The organism is Streptomyces boetiae, assembly GCF_031845405.1.
Classification (GTDB): Bacteria; Actinomycetota; Actinomycetes; order Streptomycetales; family Streptomycetaceae; genus Streptomyces; species Streptomyces boetiae.
In genome coordinates, this window is the sequence record NZ_JAVREN010000004.1 from 103,717 (window position 1) to 124,579 (window position 20,863).

Sequence of the window (20,863 nt, forward strand, 5' to 3'; positions counted from 1 at the left end):
GTGGTGGCGTCTGATGTGGGGCTGGAGATGCAGCTCTCGACCGGGGAGTGGGTGGATCTGACGCCGCGGCTGCGGACGGACGCGCCGGTCACGATCCGGCGGGGCCGCGCGGACCGGGCGGGCCAGCACGACCCGGCGCGTCTGACGTGCACGATCAACAACCGCGACGGGGCCCTCTCGCCGGAGAACCCGAACGGCCCCTGGTACGGGCTGTTCGGGCAGTACACGCCGGTGCGGGTGACGAAGCGCGGCCCGGCGCCCTACCTGCGGGTGCCGGGCACCGCTGGCCGGGCCCGGGTCCTGAGCACCAGCGCCCTGAACATCGCAGGCGACCTCGACGTCCGTGTCGAGCTCGCGCTCGACCGCATCCCCGCCCAGTGGGGCGCCACCCCGCCCATCGCCAACGCCCCGTACAGCGGGGCTATTCAGGAGCTCATCGGACGCCACACTCCAGCCGGGCGGATGTGGCGCCTCATCCTCGCGCAATCCGGCCGCCCGTCCCTGGATTGGTCGGTGGACGGAATCGTCTTCCAGGAAGTGCTGGCGACCGACCAAGTGGCGTACATGTCCGGACAGCGCTTCGCTCTCCGCGCCACGCTCGATGTCAATGACGGCTCGGGGCAGCACGTGGTCACCTTTTACACCGCAGCCAGCGTGGCCGGGCCATGGCAGCAGCTCGGCGACCCGGTGGTCCGCCCCGGCACCACGAGCATCAACACCACGGGCACCGCCGACTTGGAGGTCGGGAACCTCAACTCCATCGGTTTCCGGCCCGGCGCGGGCCGCTACTACAAGACCGAGGTCCGCAACGGCATCGACGGAACCGTCGTCGCCAACCCGGACTTCACCGCGCAGGCCGTGGACGCCACCGCGTTCACTGACGGGGCAGGCCGCAGTTGGGGCGTCGTCGAGGGCGCCGCCATCACCGACATGTACAGCCGGTTCGAGGGGGACGCTGAGGCGTGGCCCGCGTCCTGGGGCCGCTCCGGGCAGGACGTGTACGTCAACCTCCGCGCGTGGGGCCCGCTCCAGCGGCTGCGCGGCACGCAGGATCTGCACTCCACGCTGCGCCGCACCATCCCCTCCAACACCGCCGTGCTGGCGTACTGGCCGCTGGAGGACGGGGCCGACGCGGTGACGCTCGCCTCCGGCCTGCCCGGGGGCCAGCCCGCAGCGACCTACGGCCTCAACCTGGCCTCCGAGTCCTCGCTGCCCTCCAGCGCGCCGCTGCCGCGCCTGGGCTCCGGGACGTCCATGGTCCGCGCCCCGCTGCCGTCGCTGCCCGACCCCAGCCTGGGCTGGCGAGTCGAGATGGTCTACCGTCTCGACGCCCTGCCCGCCTCCAACCTCGGCTGGATCCGCGTGGCCACGAGCGGCGGCGGGATCGCCACGATCACCGGCTACATCGGCGGCGGTCAGTCCCGCATCGTGCTGCGGGACGGCGAAGGCAACACCGTGGCCGACGCGACCGGCACCAATCCCGACGCCCTTGCCGCCGCTGCCTCCGGCTGGGGCCGTGTCCGGATCGTGGCCGAGCCCAGTGGAGGATCATGGGCCTACCGGGTCTGGTGGACCCCCATCGGGCTGTCGGAGAACTGGCATGTATTCACCACGATCAGCAGCTTTACCAGGCCGGTCCGCTTCGACTCCGTGTGGTCGAGCGCCAGCTCCGGGATGCCGATCGGGCACATCACCATGGTGAACAACCCCGACACCGACGTGTACGGGGCGGGGACGGGCGGCCCCGACGACGCCTACGCGGGCGAGACCGCCATGATCCGCATCCGCCGCGTCGCCGCCGAGGAGCGCATGCCGATCAGCGCCCCCGGCTCCAGCATCTCCGCCAACTCGGAGCGGGTCGGGCCCCAGCGCATCGCGGGCAAACTGGCGCTGGTCGAGGACGCAGCCGACGTCGACGGCGGCGTGCTGTACGAGTCGATCCAGGCCCTCAGCTACCGGCCCCGCGTCAACCTCTACAACCGGCAGCCCGCGATGGTCATCGCCTACGGGCAGTGCCGCCACCTCCAGCCCACCACACAACGGGACATCGTCAACGACGCCACCGTGAGCAGGGTCGGCGGCTCCTCCGGCCGCGCGGTCCTGGAGGACGGCCCCCTCAGCGTGCAGGACCCGCCGGTCGGCGCCGGCCCGCACACCCGGCCCCGCACCATCAACGCCTACTCCGATGCGCGGCTGGAGCAGATGGCCGCGTGGGACGTCGCGCAGGGCACGTGGCCCGGGGACCGCTGGCCCACGGTGGAGCTGTACCTCCACCGCGTGCCCGCCGAGCTACGGCAGGACGTGCTCGACCGCCTCGACATTCAGACGCGGGTGCAGATCACGGACCTCCCGCCGTGGGTAGCCCCCGGCCCGGCCGACCTCATAGCCGAGGGGTATGAGGAGGTCATCCGGCCCCAGGCGTGGACGATGACGATCAACGCATCCCCGGCGGGCCCGTGGACCGTCGCGGAGATCGCCGGGGACGACCCGGCGGCCGACATCGGCCGCTGGCCCGACACCGGCGGCAGCGAACTGGACGCCGACATCGACACCACCTCCACCCGCCTCCTGCTGTCCCCGACAGCGGGCCTGCCGTGGGTCACGTCCACCGGCCCAGCCCCCACCGGAGACGCGGACGACTTCCCCCTGGATCTCCAACTGGGCGGCGAGACGGTCACCGTAGCCAGCATCGAGCCGCTGGCGTGGGACGACTTCGACCGCCTCGTGTCCAACGGCTGGGGCACCACACCGTCCGGCGTCTCCCCGACGCCGGCCTGGGCGCTGTCCGGCGGCGCCGCGAGCGAACGCAGCGCCGCGGGCGGCCAGGGCATCGTCGTCGTGAACGACACGACGACGCCCCGATTCCAGTTCCTCCCCGAATGGTCGATCCCGGACGGCGAGGTGCTGGTGGCGATCAGCCCGCAGGCCGTCGCGACCGGCGCCGCGCTGCGCGCCGGGCTGACGCTGCGGATCACCGGCTCCACCTACTACCTGCTCCGCGCCGTCTTCCAGACGAGCGGCGCCGTCGGAATCGAGATCGCGCACACCACCACCTCGCTGACCGGGGTGGTGTCCACGCTCACCACGTACAGCGCGGCGTCCCGCGTCTGGCTGCGGGCCCACATGGAGGGGCAGCGGCTTCGGGGCAGGGTGTGGGCGGACGGGGCGTCTGAGCCCGGTGGCTGGCAGGTGGACCACACCTTCACCACCTCGCTGCTGACCGCCGGGCCGCTGGGAGTGATCGCGTCGCGCGCCTCCGGCAACACCAACGCGGGCGCGATCTTCGCGTTCGACGACTTCGAGACCGTCACCCCGCAGTACGCGGCCGTCTCGGCCCGCTCGGTCAACGGCATCGTCAAATCTCACCTGGCGGGGACGGCTGTGCGGCTGGCCGATGTCCCGGTCATCCCGCTGTAGAGAGAGGAGCAGCCGGTGACGAGTCCTCCCCCGGGCATGCTGGCCGGGCAGCGCCCGACCGTCGACCGCATCAACGTCGCCTTCCTCACGGGGCGGCTGGTGTTCGCGGCGTACCGGGACACGGCCCAGTCCATCAGCAGCACCACCGTTGGGGAGACCGTCAACGCCCTGTCGTGGGACAACGTCGTGGTGGACCTGCTGGGCGGCTGGTCGGTGTCGACGCCGACGCGGTACACGCCGCCGATCGCCGGCTGGTACCACTGCATCGGCTCGGGGTCGATCGACGAGTACGGCGCCTCGTCGGGCACCCTGCGCGGCGCTTCGTGGCGGCAGAACGGGTCCCTGCCGCCGGCGGGTACGTCCCGGGCGGTGGTGTCCACGGCCATCGCGGACACCTACGTCACGGTGGCCGCGCCGGACCTGCCGTTGCAGTTCAACGGCACGTCGGACTATCTGGAGTTGTGCCCGTTCCAGAACAGCGGCGCCTCGATCAACACGGCGACGGGCTCGGTGCGTCCGTCGATCTCGCTGTACTACGCGGGGCCCGCCTGACCCCGCCCATCCCGCCCCGGATCTGTCTGGCCCGGGGCTGATCTATGTCCGCAGAAAGGGGGGCCGCGTGACGGCTTGGTACCCGGGCGCGTCCCGGATGACGCTCCAGCCGGAGGCGTCCCAGCAGCCGGCGATCCGCCCGACGCAGATGATCGTGCACAGCATCGTCGCGCCGTGGACACCCCGCCGCCTGTACGAGTACTGGCGCGACTCCACGTCGCTGGAGTCGCATTTCGGCCTGGGCTACGACGGCAGCCTGGGCCAGTACCTGCCGGTGACCACCAGGGCCGACGCCAACGCGTCCGCCAACAGGCGCCCGGACGGCACTGGCGCGGTGAGCGTCGAAACCGCCAGCAACACCAGCGCGAGCGACCCGTGGACGGAGCAGCAGGTTGAGGCCCTGATCCGGCTGGGGGTGTGGCTGCACCAGGTGCACGGCATCCCCCTGCGGATCTGCCGCACCCCGGACGACCCCGGATACGGCTGGCACCGCCTGCACGCCGCGTGGTCCACCGGCGGCACCGCCTGCCCCGGCGCGGCCCGCGTGACCCAGTTCCGCGAGGTGGTGTTCCCCGGGATCGCCGCCCGCGCCACCGGCCAGACCACCACGCCCGGACGGGCACCCGAGGAGGACGACATGGCACTGAGCGATGAGGATGTGGCGCGTATCGCTGCGGCGGTGTGGCGCACGGACGGCATCCTGCGCTCCCCGTCGACAGCGGCGGAGGGCAACACGCACTGGACGGCGGACAGCTACCTGCGGAACCTGCATTCGCTCGTGCGCGGGCTGCCGGAGGCCGCGGCCCGCCAGGTCGCGCTGTACAAGGACACCCGCCTCGACCCGCGGGATGCGCGGCAGATGTGGGACGACGCGGCGTCCCCCCACCACACGTGGCAGTTCCGGCCGGACGGCTCCGAGCGGGACGCGTGGGGGCTGCTGACGGCGACCGCGGCGGAGGTTGCGGCGCTGCGCTCGGTGGTCGCCACGCTGGCCGCGGGCGGCGGGCTGGACGCGGCGGAGATCCAGGCCGCGGCGGAGGCGGGCGCGCGCGCCTTCGCGAGCGAGCTGGGCCGCGAACTCACGGACGGGCGCGGCTGATGGCCGCGCCGGGCCGTGACGAGCCGCCGACAGGCTGGGTGACGCCCGCTCTGACGTGCCTGACGGACGGCATCTACTACGGCTGGATCGACGGTGTCCCCAACCCGGTGTTCTGGCACTGGTGTGAGCCGTCGGGCCGCTGGCTGGCGGTGGGCACGGCCGCGCACACGCTGGTGGCCCGGGAGCCGCTGCATCTGGAGGCGTCGCTGCTGTGGACGTGCTGCGGCCTGCATGGCTTCGTGCGCGACGGCAAGTGGATCCCCGCCTGACCTGCGGGCCCGTCCGGGTAGATCGCTCGACGGGCCCGCGTCTACTGAAAACGCTTCTCAAGAACGGATGCATCATGACCAGCAACTTCCCCACCCCCGACGACGTGACCACGGTGGTGCGCACGGCCGGGACCTACGCCCGCGACCTCGCGGAGCGGGTCGTCTTCACGTTCCTGGCCACGGCGGCCGGGCTGTTCGTCGCGGCGGAGCCGGCCGACATGTTCGAGGTCGGGTTCTGGCAGGGCGTGGGCACCGCCTCGTTCGCCGCCGTCGTGTCCCTGGTCAAGGGGCTGATCGCCCGGTTCCGCGGAGACCGCAACAGCGCGTCCCTCGCGCCGCGGGTGTGAGGTGCCGGGCGGGTGGTGGGGGGCGCGCCTGGGGCGGCGGGGGCAGATCCTGCTGATCGCCGGGGTGGGCGAGATGTCGTGGGGCGCCGGGTTCCTGGCGGAGCCCGCCCCGAACCTGGGCGGGCTGGCGATCCTGGCGCGCCACGGCGGCGTGGACCGGTGGGCGTGGGTGTGGGTGGCGTGCGGCCTGGCCGCCGTGGTCGCCGCGTTCGTGCGGATCGGCCGGGACTGGCCCGGTTTCGCTGCGGCGTTGGCGCCGCCGCTGGTGTGGGCGTTCGCGTACATGGCGGCGGCGCTGGTGGATGACTACACGCGGGGCGCGTGGGTGGCGGTCTGGTACCTGAACTGGGCGTTTTTCATCATGTGGGCGAGCGCGGTGCCCGAGCATTCGGTGCCCCCATCTCCGCGTGCCCGGAGAGGCAGGGAGCCGTGGGCGTAGCTGAGTGGATCGGGCTGGTCTCGGCCGGGTCGGGCCTGTTGGGGGGGAGCGGGTTTTTCGTGGCGCGTGCGACGGCGCGCGCGGCGGCGGCCACCGCGCGGGCGAATGAGGCCGCCGCCAAGGCGATGGCGGAGCCGAACCAGCGCGCGGCGGACCTCGCGAGCTTCCGGGAGATCCGCGACGACATGCAGCGGCGCCTGGAACGCGTGGAGGAGCGGGAACGGTCGCTGCGCGGCCTGGTGCGGGCGTTCTCGCGGTATGTGTCTGATCTGACGGCGCAGATGCGTTCCCACGGGATGGAGCCCCCGGCGCCCCCGGACGAGGTCCGCGAGTACTACCGCACCGGGGCGTAGCACCGGGGCCCGGCGTGGTCAACGCGGTGTGCACGATACGCAAACGAGCCCCCGTCGCCTGCCTGATGGCGGGCGGCGGGGGCCTTCGTCGTGTCCGGGTCAGGGCGTCTCGCTGAGCTTCTTCCGCCAGCGCTTCACCGTGGTCACCCCGACCCCGATCCGCTCGGCTGCCGCCCGGGACGGCACATCCCGGGTCTGCTCAACCGCATCCCGCATCGAGTCGTACCCGGCCGCCCGCGCCACCGCTTCCAGGCGCTCCCGGCGCGCGGCGTTCGCCAGCGGCAGCGTCTGGGCCGCACCCCGCCGCCGGGCCTCCCGCACCGCAGGCAGGTCATCGGTGCCCGCGCGGGCATCCGCCGAGCGGCTGGCGATCTCCTCCGGCGGCGGGGCGGCCTCCCGCATCCGCTTCACCACCTCCGGGTCCGTCTCCATCAAGGCCTGGCGGGTGCGCTGGAGATCGGCGCGGGTATCGCGTGCCATCAGAGCAGTGGTCGCGGGCAGTTGGTGCTCGGCGCGGTACTCGGCTGCGGTGGTCTGGTGGGCGCGGGCCAGGTGCGGGCCCAGCGAGCGGAAGCGGCGCCCGCACGAGAGGCAGGTGACCAGCCCGTCGGGGTCGGCGCCGTCCGGGCCGCGCAGCGTGCCCCGGGTGCGGGCTGCGGCGGCGCGCAGCGCGTCGAGGTCGTACAGCAGGGCGCGGGCGCCCCGGGCCCGGCAGGCGACCGGGGCGGGCCAGCGGCCGGGCTGCTGCTGCATCACCACTTTCAGGCTGCGCGGGGCGTAGCCGAGGAGTTCCTCGGCCTCGCTGCGGCTCACCAGCTCGGTCACGCCCGCGCCGCCTCTCGCACGGCGTAGACGATGGACAGCGCCGGGACCTGCTGCGCGACGCGGGCAACCACCATGCGGTGCCAGGAGGCGGGGAACTCTGCGTCCGGGTGCGCCGCCCGGTATTCCTCGTCTGAGCGGTACGTCTCCACGACCGCGTCCCCGGGCTCGTCGCGGGTGTTCACGCTCCTGGCGACGGCGTCCACGAACTGCGCGGTGCGCTCCTCCAGCTCCTCCAGGGTCAGGCGCACCCCGTCGGGGACAGGGAACCTCCCGGACTGCCAGTGCTGGATCGTCTTGTAGGACACGCCCAGGTAGGAGGCGAGCCAGGGCCCGGACAGGCCGAGGTATTCGCGGACGGTCTGGAACTCGGCGGGAGTCATGCGCTCGTCGTCGGGCATCCCGGGCGGGTCGGTGTAGGTCGGCATCGGGGCTCCTGGCGCGGGTGGGCCCCCGGCGGTCGGCCGGGGGCCGGGTTCGCGGTGTGTCAGAGGGTGGTGTCGTGGCGCTCGACGATGGCCCAGTAGGCGTCGGAGTCGATGGTGTCGATGTCGACGTGGCCGTAGGTGCCGGTGATCTCCGCGACGATGCCGTCGATGTCGAAGTCCTCGATGTGGTCGCCGAGGGTGGTGGAGACGGCGTGGGCGATGTCCTGGGCGTTCATGGCCGGGTCCTTCCGGTCCGGGTCGGGGGCTGTTCCCCTGACCTCGCGACACCAACACTACTTCCTAGAATAGGAAGTTGGCAACCCCTCGCGCTGTCCGACCCCCGTGTCATGCTGCCCGGGTGACCGATGTGGCGGTGATGGTCGGCGGCCGGGGCCGGGTGCGGCTGGAGCTGGTGGTGGAGGCCGTGGCGGTGCTGGTGGACCCGGCGCTGCCCGGCACGCCGTGGACCGCCGGAGAGATCGCGGAGGCCCTGCCGGATCTGCTGGAGATGGCTGCCGGGGGTTCGCTGGCCGCGCCGGCGACGACGTTGCGGTGGCTGGGCGCGATCTGGGCGGGCGAACCACTCCCCGAGGAGTAAGTACTGCACGCGCGGCGTCATCTGCCGCACGCGGGCGTATGGTCGGGGCTGTCCGCGAGAGCTGTCCCCCCGGGTCCCCGCCCCCAACCCCTCCCCCGGGGCGGGGACCCCACCCCGCTACGGCACCCGGGCCCGGCACGCCGCGCACTCCTCGATCCGGCCGCCGTGCTCCGCCACCACCGCCCGCACCTCGCCCGCGCGCAGGTCCGGGCCGCCCGGCAGCCAGCAGCCCGCCCGGTGCAGCACACCCCGCCACGGCGCCCCCGGAGGCGTCCGCCGCCACTGCACCCACCAGCGCGGCGCCGCCGCGTCCTCCGCGGCCTCCAGCTCGGCGTGCACCTCCGCGAGCTGCGCGACCAGGTAGCGCTCGATCACGCGGAGCGCGGGCAGACTGCGGGGCAGGTCGTTCACGTGTTCGAGGATAGAGGGCGGCGCGAGCCCTGTGAGGCGTTCATCAATCGGTCGTTCCGTGAACTTCACGAACGCGCCCCCATCTGAGGCGAGTTGCCCGTTTCATCCGTTCGTTTTGGCGTTCATCAACTGGTAGCCTTCATCATGCCCCTACAGGACGTATTGCGAACGGAGGTGGGGGGCTTGGCCCTCATCGGGCTCGTCCGCGTCAGCACGGACGGCCAGAAGACCCAGCGCCAGCACGACGCGCTGGACCCGATCTGCCTGAAGGTCTTCGAGGAGAAGGTCAGCGGCAAGCTCACCGTGGACGAGCGGCCCGGGCTGACCGCAGCCCTGGAGTACATACGCGACGGCGACATGCTCTGCGTCCAGGAAGTCGACCGCCTCGGCCGCAACCTGCTGGACGGCCTGATCGTCCTGACCGACCTCTTCCAGCGCGGCATCGCCGTCAAGGTGCTGGAAGGCATCGCGGCCGGCGAGCACACCGAGCGCTCGCTCATCCTCGACCTGGCGCTCGCCCTCGCCGAGGACCGGCGCCGCGACATCGTCCGCAAGACGAAGAACGGCCTGGAAGCCGCCCGCGCCCGTGGCCGGGTCGGAGGCCGCCGCCCGGTCGTGGACGACGACAAGCGCGCAGCGATCTTCTCCCGCCGCGCGAGGGGCCAGTCCATCCGCGAAATCGCTGCCGGAGTCGGCGTCTCCGTCGGCGTCGTCCACAAGACGCTGACCGCGGCGACAGGCGACAAGGCCGAGAAGGCAAGCGCGTAGCTCCCAACGCGACGAAGGCCCCGGATCCGATCAGGATCCGGGGCCTTTTCTCGTAGCGAGGACAGGATTTGAACCTGCGACCTCTGGGTTATGAGCCCAGCGAGCTACCGAGCTGCTCCACCTCGCGTCGCAGGCTGGAGTCTACGGCATCCCGCCGGGTGTTGATCACGCCGCAACGGCCCGGCGCCGGGGCGCGGCAGGCAGCGCGGCGGCTTCCTCCCGCCCGTAGCGTGCCCCGCAGCCGGGGCAGTGGTAGGAGTCGCGGTCGCAGCGCCAGTGGATGACGCCGCCGCAGGGGCAGGCGCGGAGCCGTTCGGCGGGCCGCCCGTCGGTGGCGATCTCCAGGCGCCGGTGGATACGGCGGAGTTCTTCGATGAGGTCGTCGATGGCGGTGAAGTCGTGGCAGGCCCAGTCGAGGCGGAAGCGGAGCCACCCGCACAGTGCGCCCGCTTTGCTGCGGGGCTTGCCGTTGTCGTCGCGGTCCCAGCGTGCGGGCAGCTCGTCACGAATCTCCTTCTCGGCCCGCGCGTCCGCCAGCGCCCGCGCCCAGGAAGCGAGTTGCGGGAGGACGGCGGTGCTGCCGCCGGTCAGTGCCGCGCGGTCGAGGTCGACGCCGGGCGGGACGCGGGAGCCGGCGGGGGCACGGACCCCGTCGACGTGGATGGCGGTGTAGCCGAGGCCGTCGTCGAGGCTCGTGTACATGCCGGGGATGGCCTTGAGCCAGTCCTCGGCGGCGGTCTGGCAGGGGGTGCAGGCCAGGCGGCCCTGCTGGGCCTCCCAGGCGGTCAAGAGGCGGGGGCAGGCGGCGCAGTTGGTGTGCGGGTGGTCCATGGTCGGCTCCATGCGCGGTGGTGCGGCGGGGTGTGGGGCGCCCGGGTGGGGGCCGGGCGCCACGGGGGGCTAGTGGGGGGCGGTGCAGGGTTGGGTGGGCGTGGCCCACCACAGGGCTGCGGTCAGCACTGCTCGCCCGCAGCAGCAGGTGGTGAGGAACAGGCCGCACCGGTTGTCGTCGACCACGCCGCAGTGGGACGCGCCGTCGCGGTCGCGGACGACGAGGATGTGCTCGCCGACGGGTGGTACCCAGCCGCTGGCGGTCGGGTCGCCGGGGCAGGTCTGGGTGAAGCGCCAGTCGAGATCAAGGTCACAGCCGTTGTCGCTCACGGCGTGGGCTCCTTCGGGGCTGGGAGCGTCTCGGGGGGTTAGTGGCTGATGTGGATGGTGGCGTTGGGGTGGGCGAGGCACGCGGCGCGCAGGCGCCGCAGGTAGTCGAGGGCGCCGTCGTAGTCGCCCCACCCGTTGGGCGGATTCATCGCCTCGTACTTCGCGGGGTCGGCTTCCATGGCGGCGACGGCGCGGGTGAGGGCGTCGATGCAGTTCCTGGCGGTGCGGTCCTTGAGGTCGGAGAGCCGGTGGCCGAGCGCGTCGACCCACATGCGGCCAACGTTGCTCGTGTAGTTGCCGATGTCGGCGAGTTCGATCTCGACGGGCTCTGGGCCGCCGGTGTCGACCTTCATCCACAGGCTGATGTCGTAGCTCACGCGCGGGTCTCCTTGGGGGTTCGGGGGCAGCCGTTGGTGTGGTCGGCGGCGGGGTCGGTACAGAGGGCGAGGCAGTGGGCGTCGTGGCCCCCGGGGCGCGGGGGCTGGCAGTCGCAGTCGGGGTCAGGCGCGTCGCTGTACCGCTCGACGCGGTGGGCGCAGTCGCATGCCGCGCCGGGCCCGCCGTTGGCGTCGCAGTGCTGGTCGCGGGGCGCGCGGGCATCAGCCGCCGCGCAGCAGCGGGGGCACACCATCACGCCTCCTGCGTTTCGTTGTGGCACTCGCAGACGCACAGGGCGCCGGTGAATTTGTGGTTGCGCCGGCACCGCGCGTGCAGCCGCTCGGCATGCTCGTCGAGCCCTTCGGCGGCGAGGGCTTGGGCGGTGTCGCAGGCGGTGGACAGGTACTGGCGGGTGGTGATGCGCGCGAGGATCTCGGGCGGCAGTACCTCACCGGTGCCGCCGGGCGGGTTGACGGCGAGCGCGGCCTCGGCCGTCTCGGCGCGGTCGCGCCACCGGGCTACGGTCTGCTCGCTCTCGCCCAGGTCCCGGCGGAGGTCGGGAACGACGCTGCCCTGGAGGTAGTCGCAGCGGCGGGCAGCCTCCTCGGCGCGGCGGGTCAGCCGGATCGCCTGCGCGTTCATCTCGCCGACGACTTCCTCGTAGCGAGCGAGATCGGATTCCAACTGCGTCTGGGCATGGGCGAGTTCGTCGGCGCGGGCGCGGAGGCTTCCGGCTTTGCGCTCGGCCTCCCGGGCGTGCGCGGCAAGGTGCGCCTCGACCACGGCAAGGGCGGCGTCGGTGGCAGCCGCGAGGTCGACGCAGCCGCCTCCGGCGACGATCGCCGCCGCGATCTCCTCGCGCAGCCCGCCCGGCGCGGCGATGGGCTCCGGGGAGGGCGGCGTGGTAGCAGCGGCGGCAGCGGGCCCGAACGCCCAGCGATAGACGGCGGACCGCTCCCACTCGTCGCACGTCCCGGGGTGCCGCTGCCCGCAGTCCGCGCAGGCGGGCAGGGTGGCGAGGACCCGGACCAGGTCGGCACGCAGCGCGGCTCCCCGGCGGTCGGGCGGCGGGGGCCACGGCAGCGGGCCGCTGGAGGAGGCGGAGAGGCTGGCCGCGATCGCCGTTCCGATGTCGGTCGGCGGCGCCTCGGCGGCGTCCTCCTCGCCGTCCACCACTAGCGCGCCGGGTTGGGCGAGGCGGAGGCGGCCGGTGATGCAGCGGGCCCCCCGCAGCCACGCCGGGTCCGCGCCAAACGCGGCGGCGTCCGCGATGAACTCGTCGAGCTGGTCAGCCAGGCGGGCCGGCTCGGTGTGCGCGGCGAGTTCCAGGGTGATCGGGCCCCCGGCGGCGGCCTGCTGCTCCGCCTGGTCGAGTGCAGCCAGGACCGCGCGGGCGGCCGAGTCCCGGGTGGACAGCCGCAGCCAGTCGCCGGACGCCCGGACGGCGGCGCCGAGGGCGTTGAAGGCGACCGCGAGGCGGATGTCCGACGCCAGACGGCGCGGGGGGTCGGCGGGCTCGGGCTGCTGCGTCGAGTCGTTGTCGGTCACGGGGTCTCCTTGCGGTGGGCGGTCTGCTGGCTGATGGGGTTGGGGCGGCGGGCGCAGGCCGCGCACACCGGCAGCCCGGCGCCGTCACCGGTGACGGCGCCGCTCTTGCGGCACGGGGTGACGACGCTGCTGCCGCCGGCCCGCGCCTGGCGGGCGTAGTGCCGGACACGGCCCCCGGAGAGCTGCACCAGCAGCGGGTACCGGGCGGCCGGGTTCCAGACGAGGCGGGACAGGTCAGGCACAGGACGGCTCCTCGGTGGGCGCGGCGCAGTTCGGGCAGCCGGGGCGGTTCCAGCCGTTGCTGGAGTGCGGGCCCTGCTTGCCGCAGGCGGTGCGCACGGTGTCCCCGCCTGGTTCCCAGCGGGCGCGGTGCCGGTACGGGTCGCCGAGGAACGCGACGGTGAGGGGGAACTCGGGCTCAGGCACGGCGGGTCTCCTCGCGGGCGTGGTCGGGGCACAGGTCGAGCAGCGGCCCGCCGCGCGGGTGGCGCCGGGTCCGCCAGCCGTCCGCGCTGCGCAGGCGACGCAGTTCGGTGTAGGTGTCGACGTGGTGAGAGGTGTGGGTCTCCGCATAACAACCCGCCACGTCGCAGCGGATCGCGAGGTAGGCGTAGGTGCTCATCGCCGGTTCCTCCGGTTGCGGTTGCGACGTGCTGCTGCGCGGCGTGCGGCGCGGTTCGCGCGGGGCGGCTCGGCGCCGTCCGGGGCGTACTCCTCGCCGGTCGAGACGAGTTCCGTCTCCCAGGCGGCGCCCGGCGTGCCGTTGCGGTCTCGGCGCGGCGTCGAAGACGGGCCGGTCACGACGTCACCCCCGCCGGGTTCGGCGCGTCGAGCAGCGGCTCCCAGATCGCCCGAACCGTTCGCGCCCGCTCGGCCAGCCACGCCCGGACAGCAGGCTCGTCGGCCTCGGTGACGACGCACTCGGTCGAGCGAAGGATCGCCTTGCGCTGGAGGACCCAGAACACCTTCAGGGTGTCCGGCGGCACCTCGTCGCCGTCGGGGTCGGGGCGGTGCCAGTCCCAGCGGAAGACGAGGTTCAGGTCCGGGTCGAGGTCGCCCCACTCGGCGTGGAAGGCAGCCCAGGAGTCGTAGAGGGTGTGCAGTCCGTCGACGGGGCGGGCGTAGTAGTTGCCCTCGGTGCAGTAGTACGGGTGGTCGGTTTCCCACAGGCGGGGTGTGCCGCTGGCCATCACGCCACCTCCGCCGGGCTGTTGCTGATTTGCAGGAGCACCGCCGCGTGGCAGTGGTCGGGCACGCCGGGCGCGGGCAGCGGACACCAGCAGGCAAGATCGCGCCCGGCCAGCTCGGCGCGCGCGGCGGCGCGGAGGTCGGCCTGCTCGGGCTGGCGGATCCACGCCCGGTACGCCTCGGTGGCGAAGCGGCGGGCCCCGGCCGGGTCCGGCCAGGTGCCGACGCCGGAGCCGTGGTCGGTCTCGACGTGCCAGCCGCCGCTGTCCTTGCGGTAGACGACGCGGCTCGGGTTGCCCCAGCGCGTGCCCCGGCCGACGTACCGGGCGCCGGGCGGCATGCCGGGTTGCCCGGCGCGGCGGGTCCGCTGCACACGGCGGGGGGCGGTCACTGGTCCCACCCCTGCGGCATGTGGGCGGCGACCAGGGCCGACACCCACGCGGGCCACTCGTTCAGGCGCTGGTAGAGGTCGCGGGTGATCTCCTGGCGGCCGACGCGTCCGGAGGCGAGGCGGCGGGCGCCGGTGACCTGCACGATGGTGCGGCCCGGGGTGAACCACGACTGGCGGTGGGCCGGAGGCTGCCACTCGTAGGTGATCTTGAGGGTGTGGGGGGCGATCGTCGGCCCGTAGGCGTTGGGCAGGTCGGGTGCGCCGGTGACGCGGAGGGTGAGGATGCGGGTCTCGGCGGCGGGCTCAGCAGTCACGGCGGGGGCGGCGAGGCTCTGTGCGCCCGTCTGCGGCCCGTTCAGACCCCCCGGTCGCTCCTCGGTGCCGGAGGCGGGGGGTTCGGCGCTCTCAGGGCCGTACAGCGGCGCTCCCGGGCCCTGAGTCGGGTAGTCGGTTCCTCGGGTCATCAGTCTCCAGTCCCTTCGGTGTCGGTTTGCGGGGGTTCGAGGCCGAGCTGGACGGCGGCCAGGGCGACGGCGTCCGAGATCGACAGTTCGCCGTCGGACGCGGTTCGCAGAGCGAGCGCCCGGACGTGGAGGTCGTCGGCGATCCGCTGCTGCTCCGGGGTGAGCACGGGGCGGCCGAGACGATCGACGCGGCGGGGACGGGCGGCCATCACGCCCCACCCCCAGCGGCGGCGCTGGCGGCCAGCTCGCCCGCCAACGCCCGCACCTCGGCCGCAGTCACCGGCCCCGAGACCGCCCCGTCCGGGTACACCAGGCCGGCGACCCGGTGCTCCGTCTCGTACAGCCCCGCGCTCCACGCCCGGGCCGCGTCGAGCGACTCGGTCCGCAGCAGCCGCAGCCACTCCGCGCGCCACGCCTCGAAGCCGCCGATCGCCGCCCGGTGGATCAGGTCGCAGCCGAAGGACGGCGGCACCCCGAGCCGGCCGCGGCTCCCCCCGGCCCGGGCCCGCAGGGCGCTGGTGCGCACATCGTCGCGTTCCAGCGCGTCGGCGAACCGGTGCAGCGTGGCGATGACGGGCCCCAGGTCGCCGCGGCGGGCCTGGCGCAGGCGGCGGGCGGCGAGGAGCCGGGCCCGCAGCGCGTCCAGATCCGGCGGCGTCGGGGTGTTGGCGGCGTCGGTCACTTGGCACCCCCAGCGTCGGCGGTCCGGCACGGCCACGCCACGACGGCCACGAACTCGCCGTCGTCGGTCTGCGTGGAGCACCCGGCGCAGACCTCCTCGACGCGGATGTGGGAGCAGCGCTCCACGCCCGGGTCGTCGTGGCCGTCCTCGGTGGCGTACTCCTCGCACTCGCGCTCCAGGCACTCCACGGGCCCGGCGAAGATGAGCAGCGGCGCGTGCGTCATGGTGGTGGTGTCGGTCATGTGGCCCTCCAGGGCGGTGTCGTGGTTCGGTTGACGGGTGCCGCCCCGGGTTGAGCGGGGCGGCACACCAGCGGGCGCGGTCATGCGGGGAGGTCCGCCGCGGCGAACAGATCCAGGTCGGGCCCGGCAGCCAGGGGCCGGTTGGACCACAGCACCTCCGTGCGGCCCTTCGCGCCGCGCGCGTTGCCGGTCATGGTCTGCCGCTCCGCGCGGTGCCAGCCGGCGTACAGCGAGGCGTACAGCGGGGAGTCGTAGCCGGACAGGACGACCGCGGCGCGGCAGCCGGACAGCGCGGCCGCAAGGTCCCGGTGCTCCGCCTCGTCGCGCATCTCGACGCGGTAGTTGCTCCACGGCCGGGTCGAGCCGAGGTAGGGCGGGTCCACGTACAGCAGCACGCCGTCGTGCTGGCCGTACTTCCGGATCAGGTCAAGGGCAGGCAGGCACTCCAGCGACACGTGCGCCAGACGCTCCGCCGCCGCGGCCAGCCGGTCCCGGTAGGCCTGCATGTAGCCCGGCATCGACATGCTCGACCCGGCGGGGTCGATGTAGTGCCGCCACCCGGTGTTCCGGAGCGTCCCGGCGCGGCCCTGCGCGAGCCGGCACCAGATGCGGCGGGCCAGCTCCAGGTCGTCACCCGGCGGCGCGGGCTCGTGCGCGGCGGCGAGTTCGGCGCGGGAGTGCGGGGTGAGCATGCAGGCGCGCAGCAGCTGCTCGGGCCGGTCGCGGAGGACACGCCAGAACGTGACCAGCTCGTGGTCGAGGTCGTTCGCGGTCTCCATCACGGACGGCTCCTTGGCGAGCAGCACGGACAGGCCGCCGGCGTAGGGCTCCACGTAGTGCCGGTGGGCGGGGAGCTGGCTGACGATCCAGTCGGCCACGCGCATCTTGGAGCCGAAGTACGGGACGGGCGAGCGGGTCATGCCGGGTCCTCTCGGGTTGGCGGGGCGGGGTCATGCGGCAGGCGCCGGACACGACACGGGCGGGCCAGCGGCGGCTTCCGGGGCGCGGGCCAGGAGCAGCCGCAGCGCGAGCACCGCCTGGCGGGGCACCACGCCGTTACCGATCGCCCGCAGCTGCGCCTCCCGGTCCAGGCCCGGCACCGCCGTGGCCCGTGCCCCCCGGCCCTGCGCTTGTCCGGGTGCTGCGGGCCGCCGTTCTTCGCGAGCTGGGCGGTAGGGGTCTTCAGCAGCGGGCCACGCGAGGATGAACTCGCGCCACCGCTCGTGCGGCGCTCCGATGCGGGGATCACTGGCGGGCAGGCCCAGCCATTCCGCATCGAACCCGAGGTCGGCCAGGTCGCCGAGTACGGCTCCGAGTGCCCGAAGAGGTCCGGGTTCGGACTCCGCCAGAGGCGTGCCGCCGGGTCCCATACCGCGATCGGCTGGCTGCGAGAGGAGTCCTCGGACATTTTCGATCACCACGATTCGGGGATTGAGGGCTTGGATGGCGCGGGCGACGTGCGCCCACAGGCCGGAGCGGGTTCCGGGTGCTATGCCAGCGCGGAGGCCGGCGACGGACACGTCCTGGCAGGGGAAACCGGCGGTGAGCGCGTCCACGGGCTCGACGGTCGTCCAGTCGGTGGCGGTGATGTCGCCGAGGTTGCGCACGGTGGGGTGGTGGTGGGCGAGGATCGCCGCCGCGCCGGGGTCGGGGTCGGCGACCCACGCCAGCTCGCCGCCGAGCACCTGCTGGACGGCGTCGTCGAGGCCGCCGTAGCCGGTGCACAGCGACCCGATACGGGGGCCGCTCACCGCGTGCCTCCGTCCGCCGCGCCAGGCGTCCGGACGGGCGCGCGGTCGGCGGCGGATCCGGATGCGGCCTCGTGTCGGGTCCATGCGGTGATGCGGGCGGGGTGCAGGCCGGTCATGCGCCTGCCGCGGCCCGCGGTGGTGCAGGCGATGTGCGGGGCGGCGTGGCAGTGCGGGCAGGCGACAGCGCGGGCCGGGTGCCGGCGGGCGCCACCGAGCAGGGCGCGGAGTGTGGTCAGGCGGGTCATGAGGCGGTCCTCGCGGTTTGGGTTTCGCAGGCGTGGCAGATGGTGCGGGGCCGGTCGCGGCGGGGGATCATGCGGCCGTCGCAGGTTTCGCAGCGGGTGGGGTCGCGGGGCCGGGTTGGCGGCGGCGGCGCGGCAGGGTCGTGGCCGTCTTGTCCCTGGGATTGATCGAGATCTGTTCGGCCGGGGCGACCATCCACCTGTGGTTGCTCGACAAGGCCAGCCATCTCTTGGGGTAGTTCCATGGCTATCCCTGGGTTGTTCGGGCCGCGGTGGCCCGAACCAATCGGGCCGCGGTGGCCCGAACTCATAGGGGCCGCGGTGGCCCGAACTTTGTCCGGCTGTTCCTCCGAAAGTTCGGGCCGCGGTGGCCCGAACTCATAGGGGCCGCGGTGGCCCGAACTTTCCTCACCGCGCTCCCATGGCGGAGGCGTCTTCCCCGCCGAGCGCTGACTTGCCTTCAATGAGTCTTCGGCGGCGGCCCACAGCGGGGTCGGGGCCATCAGGAGGACGTACAGGGAGGGCCGCCCGCGGCGCTGCTGCCCGACGACGCCGACAACCCCGGCGGCGATCGCGGCGTTCAGGTAGCGCCTGGCATCTTTCTCCCGGGCGCCCGCGGCCTTGGCGATGTCCTGGATGCGGATCGGCTTGCGGTCCCCGTGGAAGCGGAGTTCGCCGCTGGCGTTGGCCATGGCGCGGAGGGCGTAGAGCAGGGTGAGGAACCCACCGCGGCGCAGCGCGGTGGGCAGGGCGGGCGCCCACTTCCAGGCCAGGGCGTTGCCCCAGGAGTTGGGGACGCTTCCGCTCGCCGGGCGGTCCTCGGGTGTGCTCACGGTCTCTCGTCTCGCTGCGGGGTGTCGGTGGGCCGGATGGGGTCGGAGTGGGGTGGTGGTGCGCGGCCGGCGAGGAGGGCGGGCTGGTGGCGGTCGCAGCGCCAGCCGCAGGGGTAGAAGCGGGCGGGGGCGCCGCAGGGGGTGCGGCCGTGGTTGCAGCGCCCGTCGCGGCGCGGGGCGTTCACGCGGTCACCCCCGCCCGGGTGTTGAGGGCCTCGCGCCACACGACGGTGTCTTCGTGGTGGTGGCGGGCGCAGGCGTAGCCGGGCTGGTCCCAGGTGTGGGCCCACAGGGCGCAGCGGCCGGTGGGGCAGGCGTAGGTGGCGTCCCAGTAGGCGCAGCCCAGGAGCCAGGCGCACCAGTCGCACGCGGCCTTGCGGCGGGGCGCGAGGCGGTAGCGGACGCCGTTGGCCTGGGCGTAGCGGGCGTTCGCGTCCGGGGTGGCGTAGACGTGGACGAGGAGGTTCGGCGCCCAGGCGAGGCGGGTGGTGGCGGGGGTGTGCCCGCAGTGGTCGCACAGGCCGGTGATGTCGGCGGCGTCGAAGAGCGTGAGCGTGGTCATGAGCGCCTCGCCTTCTTGGCGAGGCGGGCGCGCTGGTCGGGAGTGGTGGCGCCGCGGATGCCCTGGCGCTGCGAGGGGCGCAGGCCGGCCTCGTCGCGCAGGGTGGTGTCCAGGCAGTTGCGTCGGACGGGGCAGTCCAGGCACCAGTTGTAGGCGCGGCGGCCGTTTGCGGTGGCGATGGTGTCCTGGTCCCACCAGGTGGGGTCTGCGTCGGGGTGGAGGCACAGGCCGTGCTGCTGCCAACGGGCGGGGTCGATCCGGGCGGGCCGGGGCGCGACCGGGGGGGTCATGGGTGCGGCGTGCGTGAGGTGCGCGAGGCACAGGGGGATGCCGCAGGCGGGCCGCGGCCTGCCGTGCGGGGGCCGGCCGTGGGTGATTTCCCACCATGCGGTGCGGGCGGAGCCCTCGCGGTGTCCGTAGCGGACGCGGGGGCCGCGTTCGCTGATCGGCCCGGTCCAGATGAGGTGCCCGTCGGGAGTGCGGCGGGTGCGGGCGGTCATGTAGGCGCGGAGGCTGGGTGCGGGGGCGCACCCGGTGGGGACCGGGGGGAGCTGTAGTGCGCGGCGGGCGCGGGCGATGGTCTTGGCGGACACGTGGGCGCGGGCGGCGATCTCGCGCACGGGCAGCCCGGCGCGGATCAGGTCGGCGACGTCGGCTCGGATCCTCACGGCGTTGCCTCCCTGGACTGTCGGCGCCAGCGGGTGACGGTGCGTTCGGCGATGTTCAGGCGGCTGGCGATGTCGTGGGCGCTCCAGCCGCGTGCGGTGGCGGTGATGGCGGCGTGGCGCCGGTCGGCGGCGGTGAGGGGCGGGAGGGGCCGACCGTGGTCGAGGGCGCGTTCGACGGCGACGAGGTCGACGGGCCCGAGGGGGTCGGTGCGGATGGTGGCGGGGCCTGCGGTGTCGGGCTGGACGGAGAGGATCGCGGTCTCGGTGCGGGGGGCGATGGTGCGGACGTCGCCGTGGGCGAGCGCGGCGACGGCGCGGCGGGAGGTTGCGGCGACGTCGGCGATGTGGGTGTAGAGCCAGCCGGCGGCGAGGAGTTCGCGGACGCGCTGAGCGGCTGGTGCGGCGTCGACGCGGCGGCGCTGGCCGCGGTGGTGGTCGAGCTTGAGGCGGGCCATGTAGTGCTGGTGTGCTTGGCGGCATTCGGGGCGGCGGCAGCCTCGGAGGTAGCAGGCGCGGGTTCCGTGCTCGGGCAGGGTGCGGGTCACAGCTCTTCCTCCTCACGCTCGGGCCAGGCGGGGGCGTCGGGCCACAGGGCTTCGCAGGTTTCGAGTTCGCGGAGGCGCTGCTCGACGCGGACGGCGAGCCACGTTTCGGCCTGGCGGCGGATGCGGGCCTCGCGCGCGGCCTGCTGGCGGTGGCGGGGGGCGCTGTCGAGGACGACGGCCAGCGCCAGCACGGTGGCGCCGACGAGGGCCAGGTAGGCGCAGATCCAGGCGGTGTCGCTCACGCTGCGGCCCTCCCCTCGGCCGGCGGGGCGAGCCGGTAGACCGCTATGCGGTGGCCGTGGGTGCTCGCCAGGGTGGAGGGCACGTAGGTGCCGGTGTGCTGGAGCAGGCCGGAGGCGGCCAGGGCGCGGCATGCGGCCCCGACGTATCCGGCGCCCTGGTCGGGGAGCAGTTCGCGGAAGTCGTTGGCGGAGAAGGTGTCGAGGGCGCGGCCGTGGGCGAGGATGGCGCGTTTGACGACGGCCAGGTCCCAGGCGCTGGTGTCGGCGATGATGCGGGCGAGGGTGGTGTCGCGGGCGTCGGCGGCGAGGCGTTCGGCGGGGGTGAGGCGGCGGGGCCGCGGGCTGTCAGCCATGTGTGCTACTCCTTGGGGTGGTGCCGACCCGCCCGTGTCGGGCGGGCGGGTACGGCGTCAGGGGTGGTTGCGCTTGGCGCGGCGGTCGGCCAAGGGGGCGATCGCGAGCC

Annotated in this window: 37 protein-coding genes and 1 tRNA gene; 9 read left to right on the top strand and 29 right to left on the bottom strand. The window is 74.0% G+C overall.

Features of this window, described 5'->3' with window-relative positions; translation table 11 throughout:
* Positions 1-3: 3 nt before the first annotated feature.
* The 7 genes from RM780_RS04045 (at position 4) to RM780_RS04075 (ending at position 6,476) form a co-directional block, all read left to right on the top strand.
* On the top strand, positions 4-3,417 hold the full coding sequence (locus RM780_RS04045; protein WP_311629053.1) for a hypothetical protein: 3,414 nt from the start codon (positions 4-6) through the stop codon (positions 3,415-3,417).
* Positions 3,418-3,432: 15 nt separating this feature from the next.
* Positions 3,433-3,969 carry a hypothetical protein gene (locus RM780_RS04050; RefSeq protein ID WP_311629054.1) on the top strand — a complete coding sequence of 179 codons (537 nt, stop codon included), beginning with the start codon at positions 3,433-3,435 and terminating at the stop codon, positions 3,967-3,969.
* A gap of 67 nt (positions 3,970-4,036) precedes the next feature.
* The gene (locus RM780_RS04055) at positions 4,037-5,068 is read left to right on the top strand and encodes a peptidoglycan recognition protein family protein (protein ID WP_311629055.1); all 1,032 of its coding nucleotides are present in this window, start codon (positions 4,037-4,039) and stop codon (positions 5,066-5,068) included.
* On the top strand, positions 5,068-5,337 hold the full coding sequence (locus tag RM780_RS04060) for a hypothetical protein (protein WP_311629056.1): 270 nt from the start codon (positions 5,068-5,070) through the stop codon (positions 5,335-5,337). Before RM780_RS04055 ends, RM780_RS04060 begins: the two co-directional genes overlap by 1 nt.
* Before the next feature lie 74 nt (positions 5,338-5,411).
* On the top strand, positions 5,412-5,684 hold the full coding sequence (locus RM780_RS04065; RefSeq protein WP_311629057.1) for a hypothetical protein: 273 nt from the start codon (positions 5,412-5,414) through the stop codon (positions 5,682-5,684).
* Position 5,685: 1 nt separating this feature from the next.
* Entirely contained in the window at positions 5,686-6,123 is a 438-nt protein-coding gene (locus RM780_RS04070) for a hypothetical protein (protein WP_311629058.1), read from the top strand.
* 59 nt (positions 6,124-6,182) lie between these two features.
* Positions 6,183-6,476 carry a hypothetical protein gene (locus RM780_RS04075; protein WP_311629059.1) on the top strand — a complete coding sequence of 98 codons (294 nt, stop codon included), beginning with the start codon at positions 6,183-6,185 and terminating at the stop codon, positions 6,474-6,476.
* A gap of 99 nt (positions 6,477-6,575) precedes the next feature.
* Here the strand turns inward: RM780_RS04075 and RM780_RS04080 are convergent, their stop codons facing one another.
* From RM780_RS04080 to RM780_RS04090, 3 genes are read right to left on the bottom strand one after another with little or no spacing between them, the layout of a single operon-like run.
* Entirely contained in the window at positions 6,576-7,301 is a 726-nt protein-coding gene (locus RM780_RS04080; protein ID WP_311629060.1) for a MucR family transcriptional regulator, read from the bottom strand.
* Complete coding sequence (locus tag RM780_RS04085; protein ID WP_311629061.1) at positions 7,298-7,726, bottom strand: Aca2/YdiL-like domain-containing protein; 429 nt, start codon at positions 7,724-7,726, stop codon at positions 7,298-7,300. Before RM780_RS04085 ends, RM780_RS04080 begins: the two co-directional genes overlap by 4 nt.
* 59 nt (positions 7,727-7,785) lie before the next feature.
* Complete coding sequence (locus tag RM780_RS04090) at positions 7,786-7,962, bottom strand: hypothetical protein (protein WP_311629062.1); 177 nt, start codon at positions 7,960-7,962, stop codon at positions 7,786-7,788.
* A gap of 122 nt (positions 7,963-8,084) precedes the next feature.
* On the opposite strand from RM780_RS04090, the gene RM780_RS04095 reads away from it, so the two are divergent.
* A complete protein-coding gene (locus tag RM780_RS04095; RefSeq protein WP_311629063.1) occupies positions 8,085-8,324 on the top strand; it encodes a hypothetical protein in 240 nt (79 codons plus the stop codon).
* A 117-nt stretch (positions 8,325-8,441) separates the two neighbouring features.
* Here RM780_RS04095 and RM780_RS04100 read toward each other — a convergent pair whose 3' ends face one another.
* Positions 8,442-8,735, bottom strand: a complete 294-nt coding sequence (locus RM780_RS04100) for a hypothetical protein (RefSeq protein WP_311629064.1) — start codon at positions 8,733-8,735, stop codon at positions 8,442-8,444.
* 183 nt (positions 8,736-8,918) lie between these two features.
* Between RM780_RS04100 and RM780_RS04105 the strand changes: the two genes are divergently transcribed.
* A complete protein-coding gene (locus RM780_RS04105) occupies positions 8,919-9,503 on the top strand; it encodes a recombinase family protein (protein ID WP_311629066.1) in 585 nt (194 codons plus the stop codon).
* Between the two features lie 53 nt (positions 9,504-9,556).
* On the opposite strand, the gene RM780_RS04110 is transcribed toward RM780_RS04105, so the two are convergent.
* From RM780_RS04110 to RM780_RS04225, 25 genes are all read right to left on the bottom strand, one after another.
* A tRNA-Met gene (locus RM780_RS04110) sits at positions 9,557-9,630 on the bottom strand.
* 38 nt (positions 9,631-9,668) lie between these two features.
* Complete coding sequence (locus RM780_RS04115; protein ID WP_311629067.1) at positions 9,669-10,334, bottom strand: hypothetical protein; 666 nt, start codon at positions 10,332-10,334, stop codon at positions 9,669-9,671.
* Between the two features lie 69 nt (positions 10,335-10,403).
* On the bottom strand, positions 10,404-10,664 hold the full coding sequence (locus RM780_RS04120) for a hypothetical protein (protein WP_311629068.1): 261 nt from the start codon (positions 10,662-10,664) through the stop codon (positions 10,404-10,406).
* A 38-nt stretch (positions 10,665-10,702) separates the two neighbouring features.
* Positions 10,703-11,041, bottom strand: coding sequence for a hypothetical protein (locus tag RM780_RS04125; protein WP_311629069.1), 339 nt, complete (start codon positions 11,039-11,041; stop codon positions 10,703-10,705).
* Entirely contained in the window at positions 11,038-11,295 is a 258-nt protein-coding gene (locus RM780_RS04130) for a hypothetical protein (protein WP_311629070.1), read from the bottom strand. Before RM780_RS04130 ends, RM780_RS04125 begins: the two co-directional genes overlap by 4 nt.
* Entirely contained in the window at positions 11,295-12,590 is a 1,296-nt protein-coding gene (locus RM780_RS04135) for a hypothetical protein (RefSeq protein ID WP_311629071.1), read from the bottom strand. The genes RM780_RS04130 and RM780_RS04135 overlap by 1 nt, the downstream gene beginning before the upstream one ends.
* Positions 12,587-12,832: a hypothetical protein gene (locus RM780_RS04140; RefSeq protein WP_311629072.1), complete on the bottom strand. Its 246-nt coding sequence runs from the start codon at positions 12,830-12,832 to the stop codon at positions 12,587-12,589. Before RM780_RS04140 ends, RM780_RS04135 begins: the two co-directional genes overlap by 4 nt.
* On the bottom strand, positions 12,825-13,016 hold the full coding sequence (locus RM780_RS04145; RefSeq protein ID WP_311629073.1) for a hypothetical protein: 192 nt from the start codon (positions 13,014-13,016) through the stop codon (positions 12,825-12,827). The genes RM780_RS04140 and RM780_RS04145 overlap by 8 nt, the downstream gene beginning before the upstream one ends.
* A complete protein-coding gene (locus tag RM780_RS04150) occupies positions 13,009-13,212 on the bottom strand; it encodes a hypothetical protein (RefSeq protein ID WP_311629074.1) in 204 nt (67 codons plus the stop codon). Before RM780_RS04150 ends, RM780_RS04145 begins: the two co-directional genes overlap by 8 nt.
* Before the next feature lie 175 nt (positions 13,213-13,387).
* Positions 13,388-13,780, bottom strand: a complete 393-nt coding sequence (locus RM780_RS04155) for a hypothetical protein (RefSeq protein WP_311629075.1) — start codon at positions 13,778-13,780, stop codon at positions 13,388-13,390.
* Positions 13,780-14,169: a DUF4326 domain-containing protein gene (locus tag RM780_RS04160; protein WP_311629076.1), complete on the bottom strand. Its 390-nt coding sequence runs from the start codon at positions 14,167-14,169 to the stop codon at positions 13,780-13,782. The genes RM780_RS04155 and RM780_RS04160 overlap by 1 nt, the downstream gene beginning before the upstream one ends.
* Positions 14,166-14,633 (bottom strand): hypothetical protein, encoded by a 468-nt coding sequence (locus RM780_RS04165; RefSeq protein ID WP_311629077.1) that lies wholly within the window; start codon positions 14,631-14,633, stop codon positions 14,166-14,168. Before RM780_RS04165 ends, RM780_RS04160 begins: the two co-directional genes overlap by 4 nt.
* On the bottom strand, positions 14,633-14,842 hold the full coding sequence (locus tag RM780_RS04170; RefSeq protein WP_311629078.1) for a hypothetical protein: 210 nt from the start codon (positions 14,840-14,842) through the stop codon (positions 14,633-14,635). Before RM780_RS04170 ends, RM780_RS04165 begins: the two co-directional genes overlap by 1 nt.
* Positions 14,842-15,315, bottom strand: coding sequence for a hypothetical protein (locus tag RM780_RS04175; protein ID WP_311629079.1), 474 nt, complete (start codon positions 15,313-15,315; stop codon positions 14,842-14,844). Before RM780_RS04175 ends, RM780_RS04170 begins: the two co-directional genes overlap by 1 nt.
* On the bottom strand, positions 15,312-15,557 hold the full coding sequence (locus tag RM780_RS04180; RefSeq protein WP_311629080.1) for a hypothetical protein: 246 nt from the start codon (positions 15,555-15,557) through the stop codon (positions 15,312-15,314). The genes RM780_RS04175 and RM780_RS04180 overlap by 4 nt, the downstream gene beginning before the upstream one ends.
* A gap of 80 nt (positions 15,558-15,637) precedes the next feature.
* On the bottom strand, positions 15,638-16,477 hold the full coding sequence (locus tag RM780_RS04185; RefSeq protein WP_311629081.1) for a DNA adenine methylase: 840 nt from the start codon (positions 16,475-16,477) through the stop codon (positions 15,638-15,640).
* Positions 16,478-16,507: 30 nt separating this feature from the next.
* Positions 16,508-17,308 carry a DNA cytosine methyltransferase gene (locus RM780_RS04190; protein WP_311629082.1) on the bottom strand — a complete coding sequence of 267 codons (801 nt, stop codon included), beginning with the start codon at positions 17,306-17,308 and terminating at the stop codon, positions 16,508-16,510.
* Positions 17,305-17,553, bottom strand: coding sequence for a zinc finger domain-containing protein (locus RM780_RS27945; RefSeq protein WP_449657194.1), 249 nt, complete (start codon positions 17,551-17,553; stop codon positions 17,305-17,307). Before RM780_RS27945 ends, RM780_RS04190 begins: the two co-directional genes overlap by 4 nt.
* Positions 17,550-18,383 carry a hypothetical protein gene (locus RM780_RS04195; protein ID WP_311629083.1) on the bottom strand — a complete coding sequence of 278 codons (834 nt, stop codon included), beginning with the start codon at positions 18,381-18,383 and terminating at the stop codon, positions 17,550-17,552. The genes RM780_RS27945 and RM780_RS04195 overlap by 4 nt, the downstream gene beginning before the upstream one ends.
* Positions 18,380-18,568: a hypothetical protein gene (locus RM780_RS04200; protein WP_311629084.1), complete on the bottom strand. Its 189-nt coding sequence runs from the start codon at positions 18,566-18,568 to the stop codon at positions 18,380-18,382. The genes RM780_RS04195 and RM780_RS04200 overlap by 4 nt, the downstream gene beginning before the upstream one ends.
* The gene (locus RM780_RS04205; protein ID WP_311629085.1) at positions 18,565-18,945 is read right to left on the bottom strand and encodes a hypothetical protein; all 381 of its coding nucleotides are present in this window, start codon (positions 18,943-18,945) and stop codon (positions 18,565-18,567) included. Before RM780_RS04205 ends, RM780_RS04200 begins: the two co-directional genes overlap by 4 nt.
* A complete protein-coding gene (locus RM780_RS04210; RefSeq protein WP_311629086.1) occupies positions 18,942-19,613 on the bottom strand; it encodes a WhiB family transcriptional regulator in 672 nt (223 codons plus the stop codon). The genes RM780_RS04205 and RM780_RS04210 overlap by 4 nt, the downstream gene beginning before the upstream one ends.
* Complete coding sequence (locus RM780_RS04215; RefSeq protein WP_311629087.1) at positions 19,610-20,158, bottom strand: helix-turn-helix domain-containing protein; 549 nt, start codon at positions 20,156-20,158, stop codon at positions 19,610-19,612. The genes RM780_RS04210 and RM780_RS04215 overlap by 4 nt, the downstream gene beginning before the upstream one ends.
* A complete protein-coding gene (locus RM780_RS04220; RefSeq protein ID WP_311629088.1) occupies positions 20,155-20,400 on the bottom strand; it encodes a hypothetical protein in 246 nt (81 codons plus the stop codon). Before RM780_RS04220 ends, RM780_RS04215 begins: the two co-directional genes overlap by 4 nt.
* On the bottom strand, positions 20,397-20,753 hold the full coding sequence (locus tag RM780_RS04225; protein WP_311629089.1) for a hypothetical protein: 357 nt from the start codon (positions 20,751-20,753) through the stop codon (positions 20,397-20,399). Before RM780_RS04225 ends, RM780_RS04220 begins: the two co-directional genes overlap by 4 nt.
* Positions 20,754-20,863 lie beyond the last annotated feature (110 nt).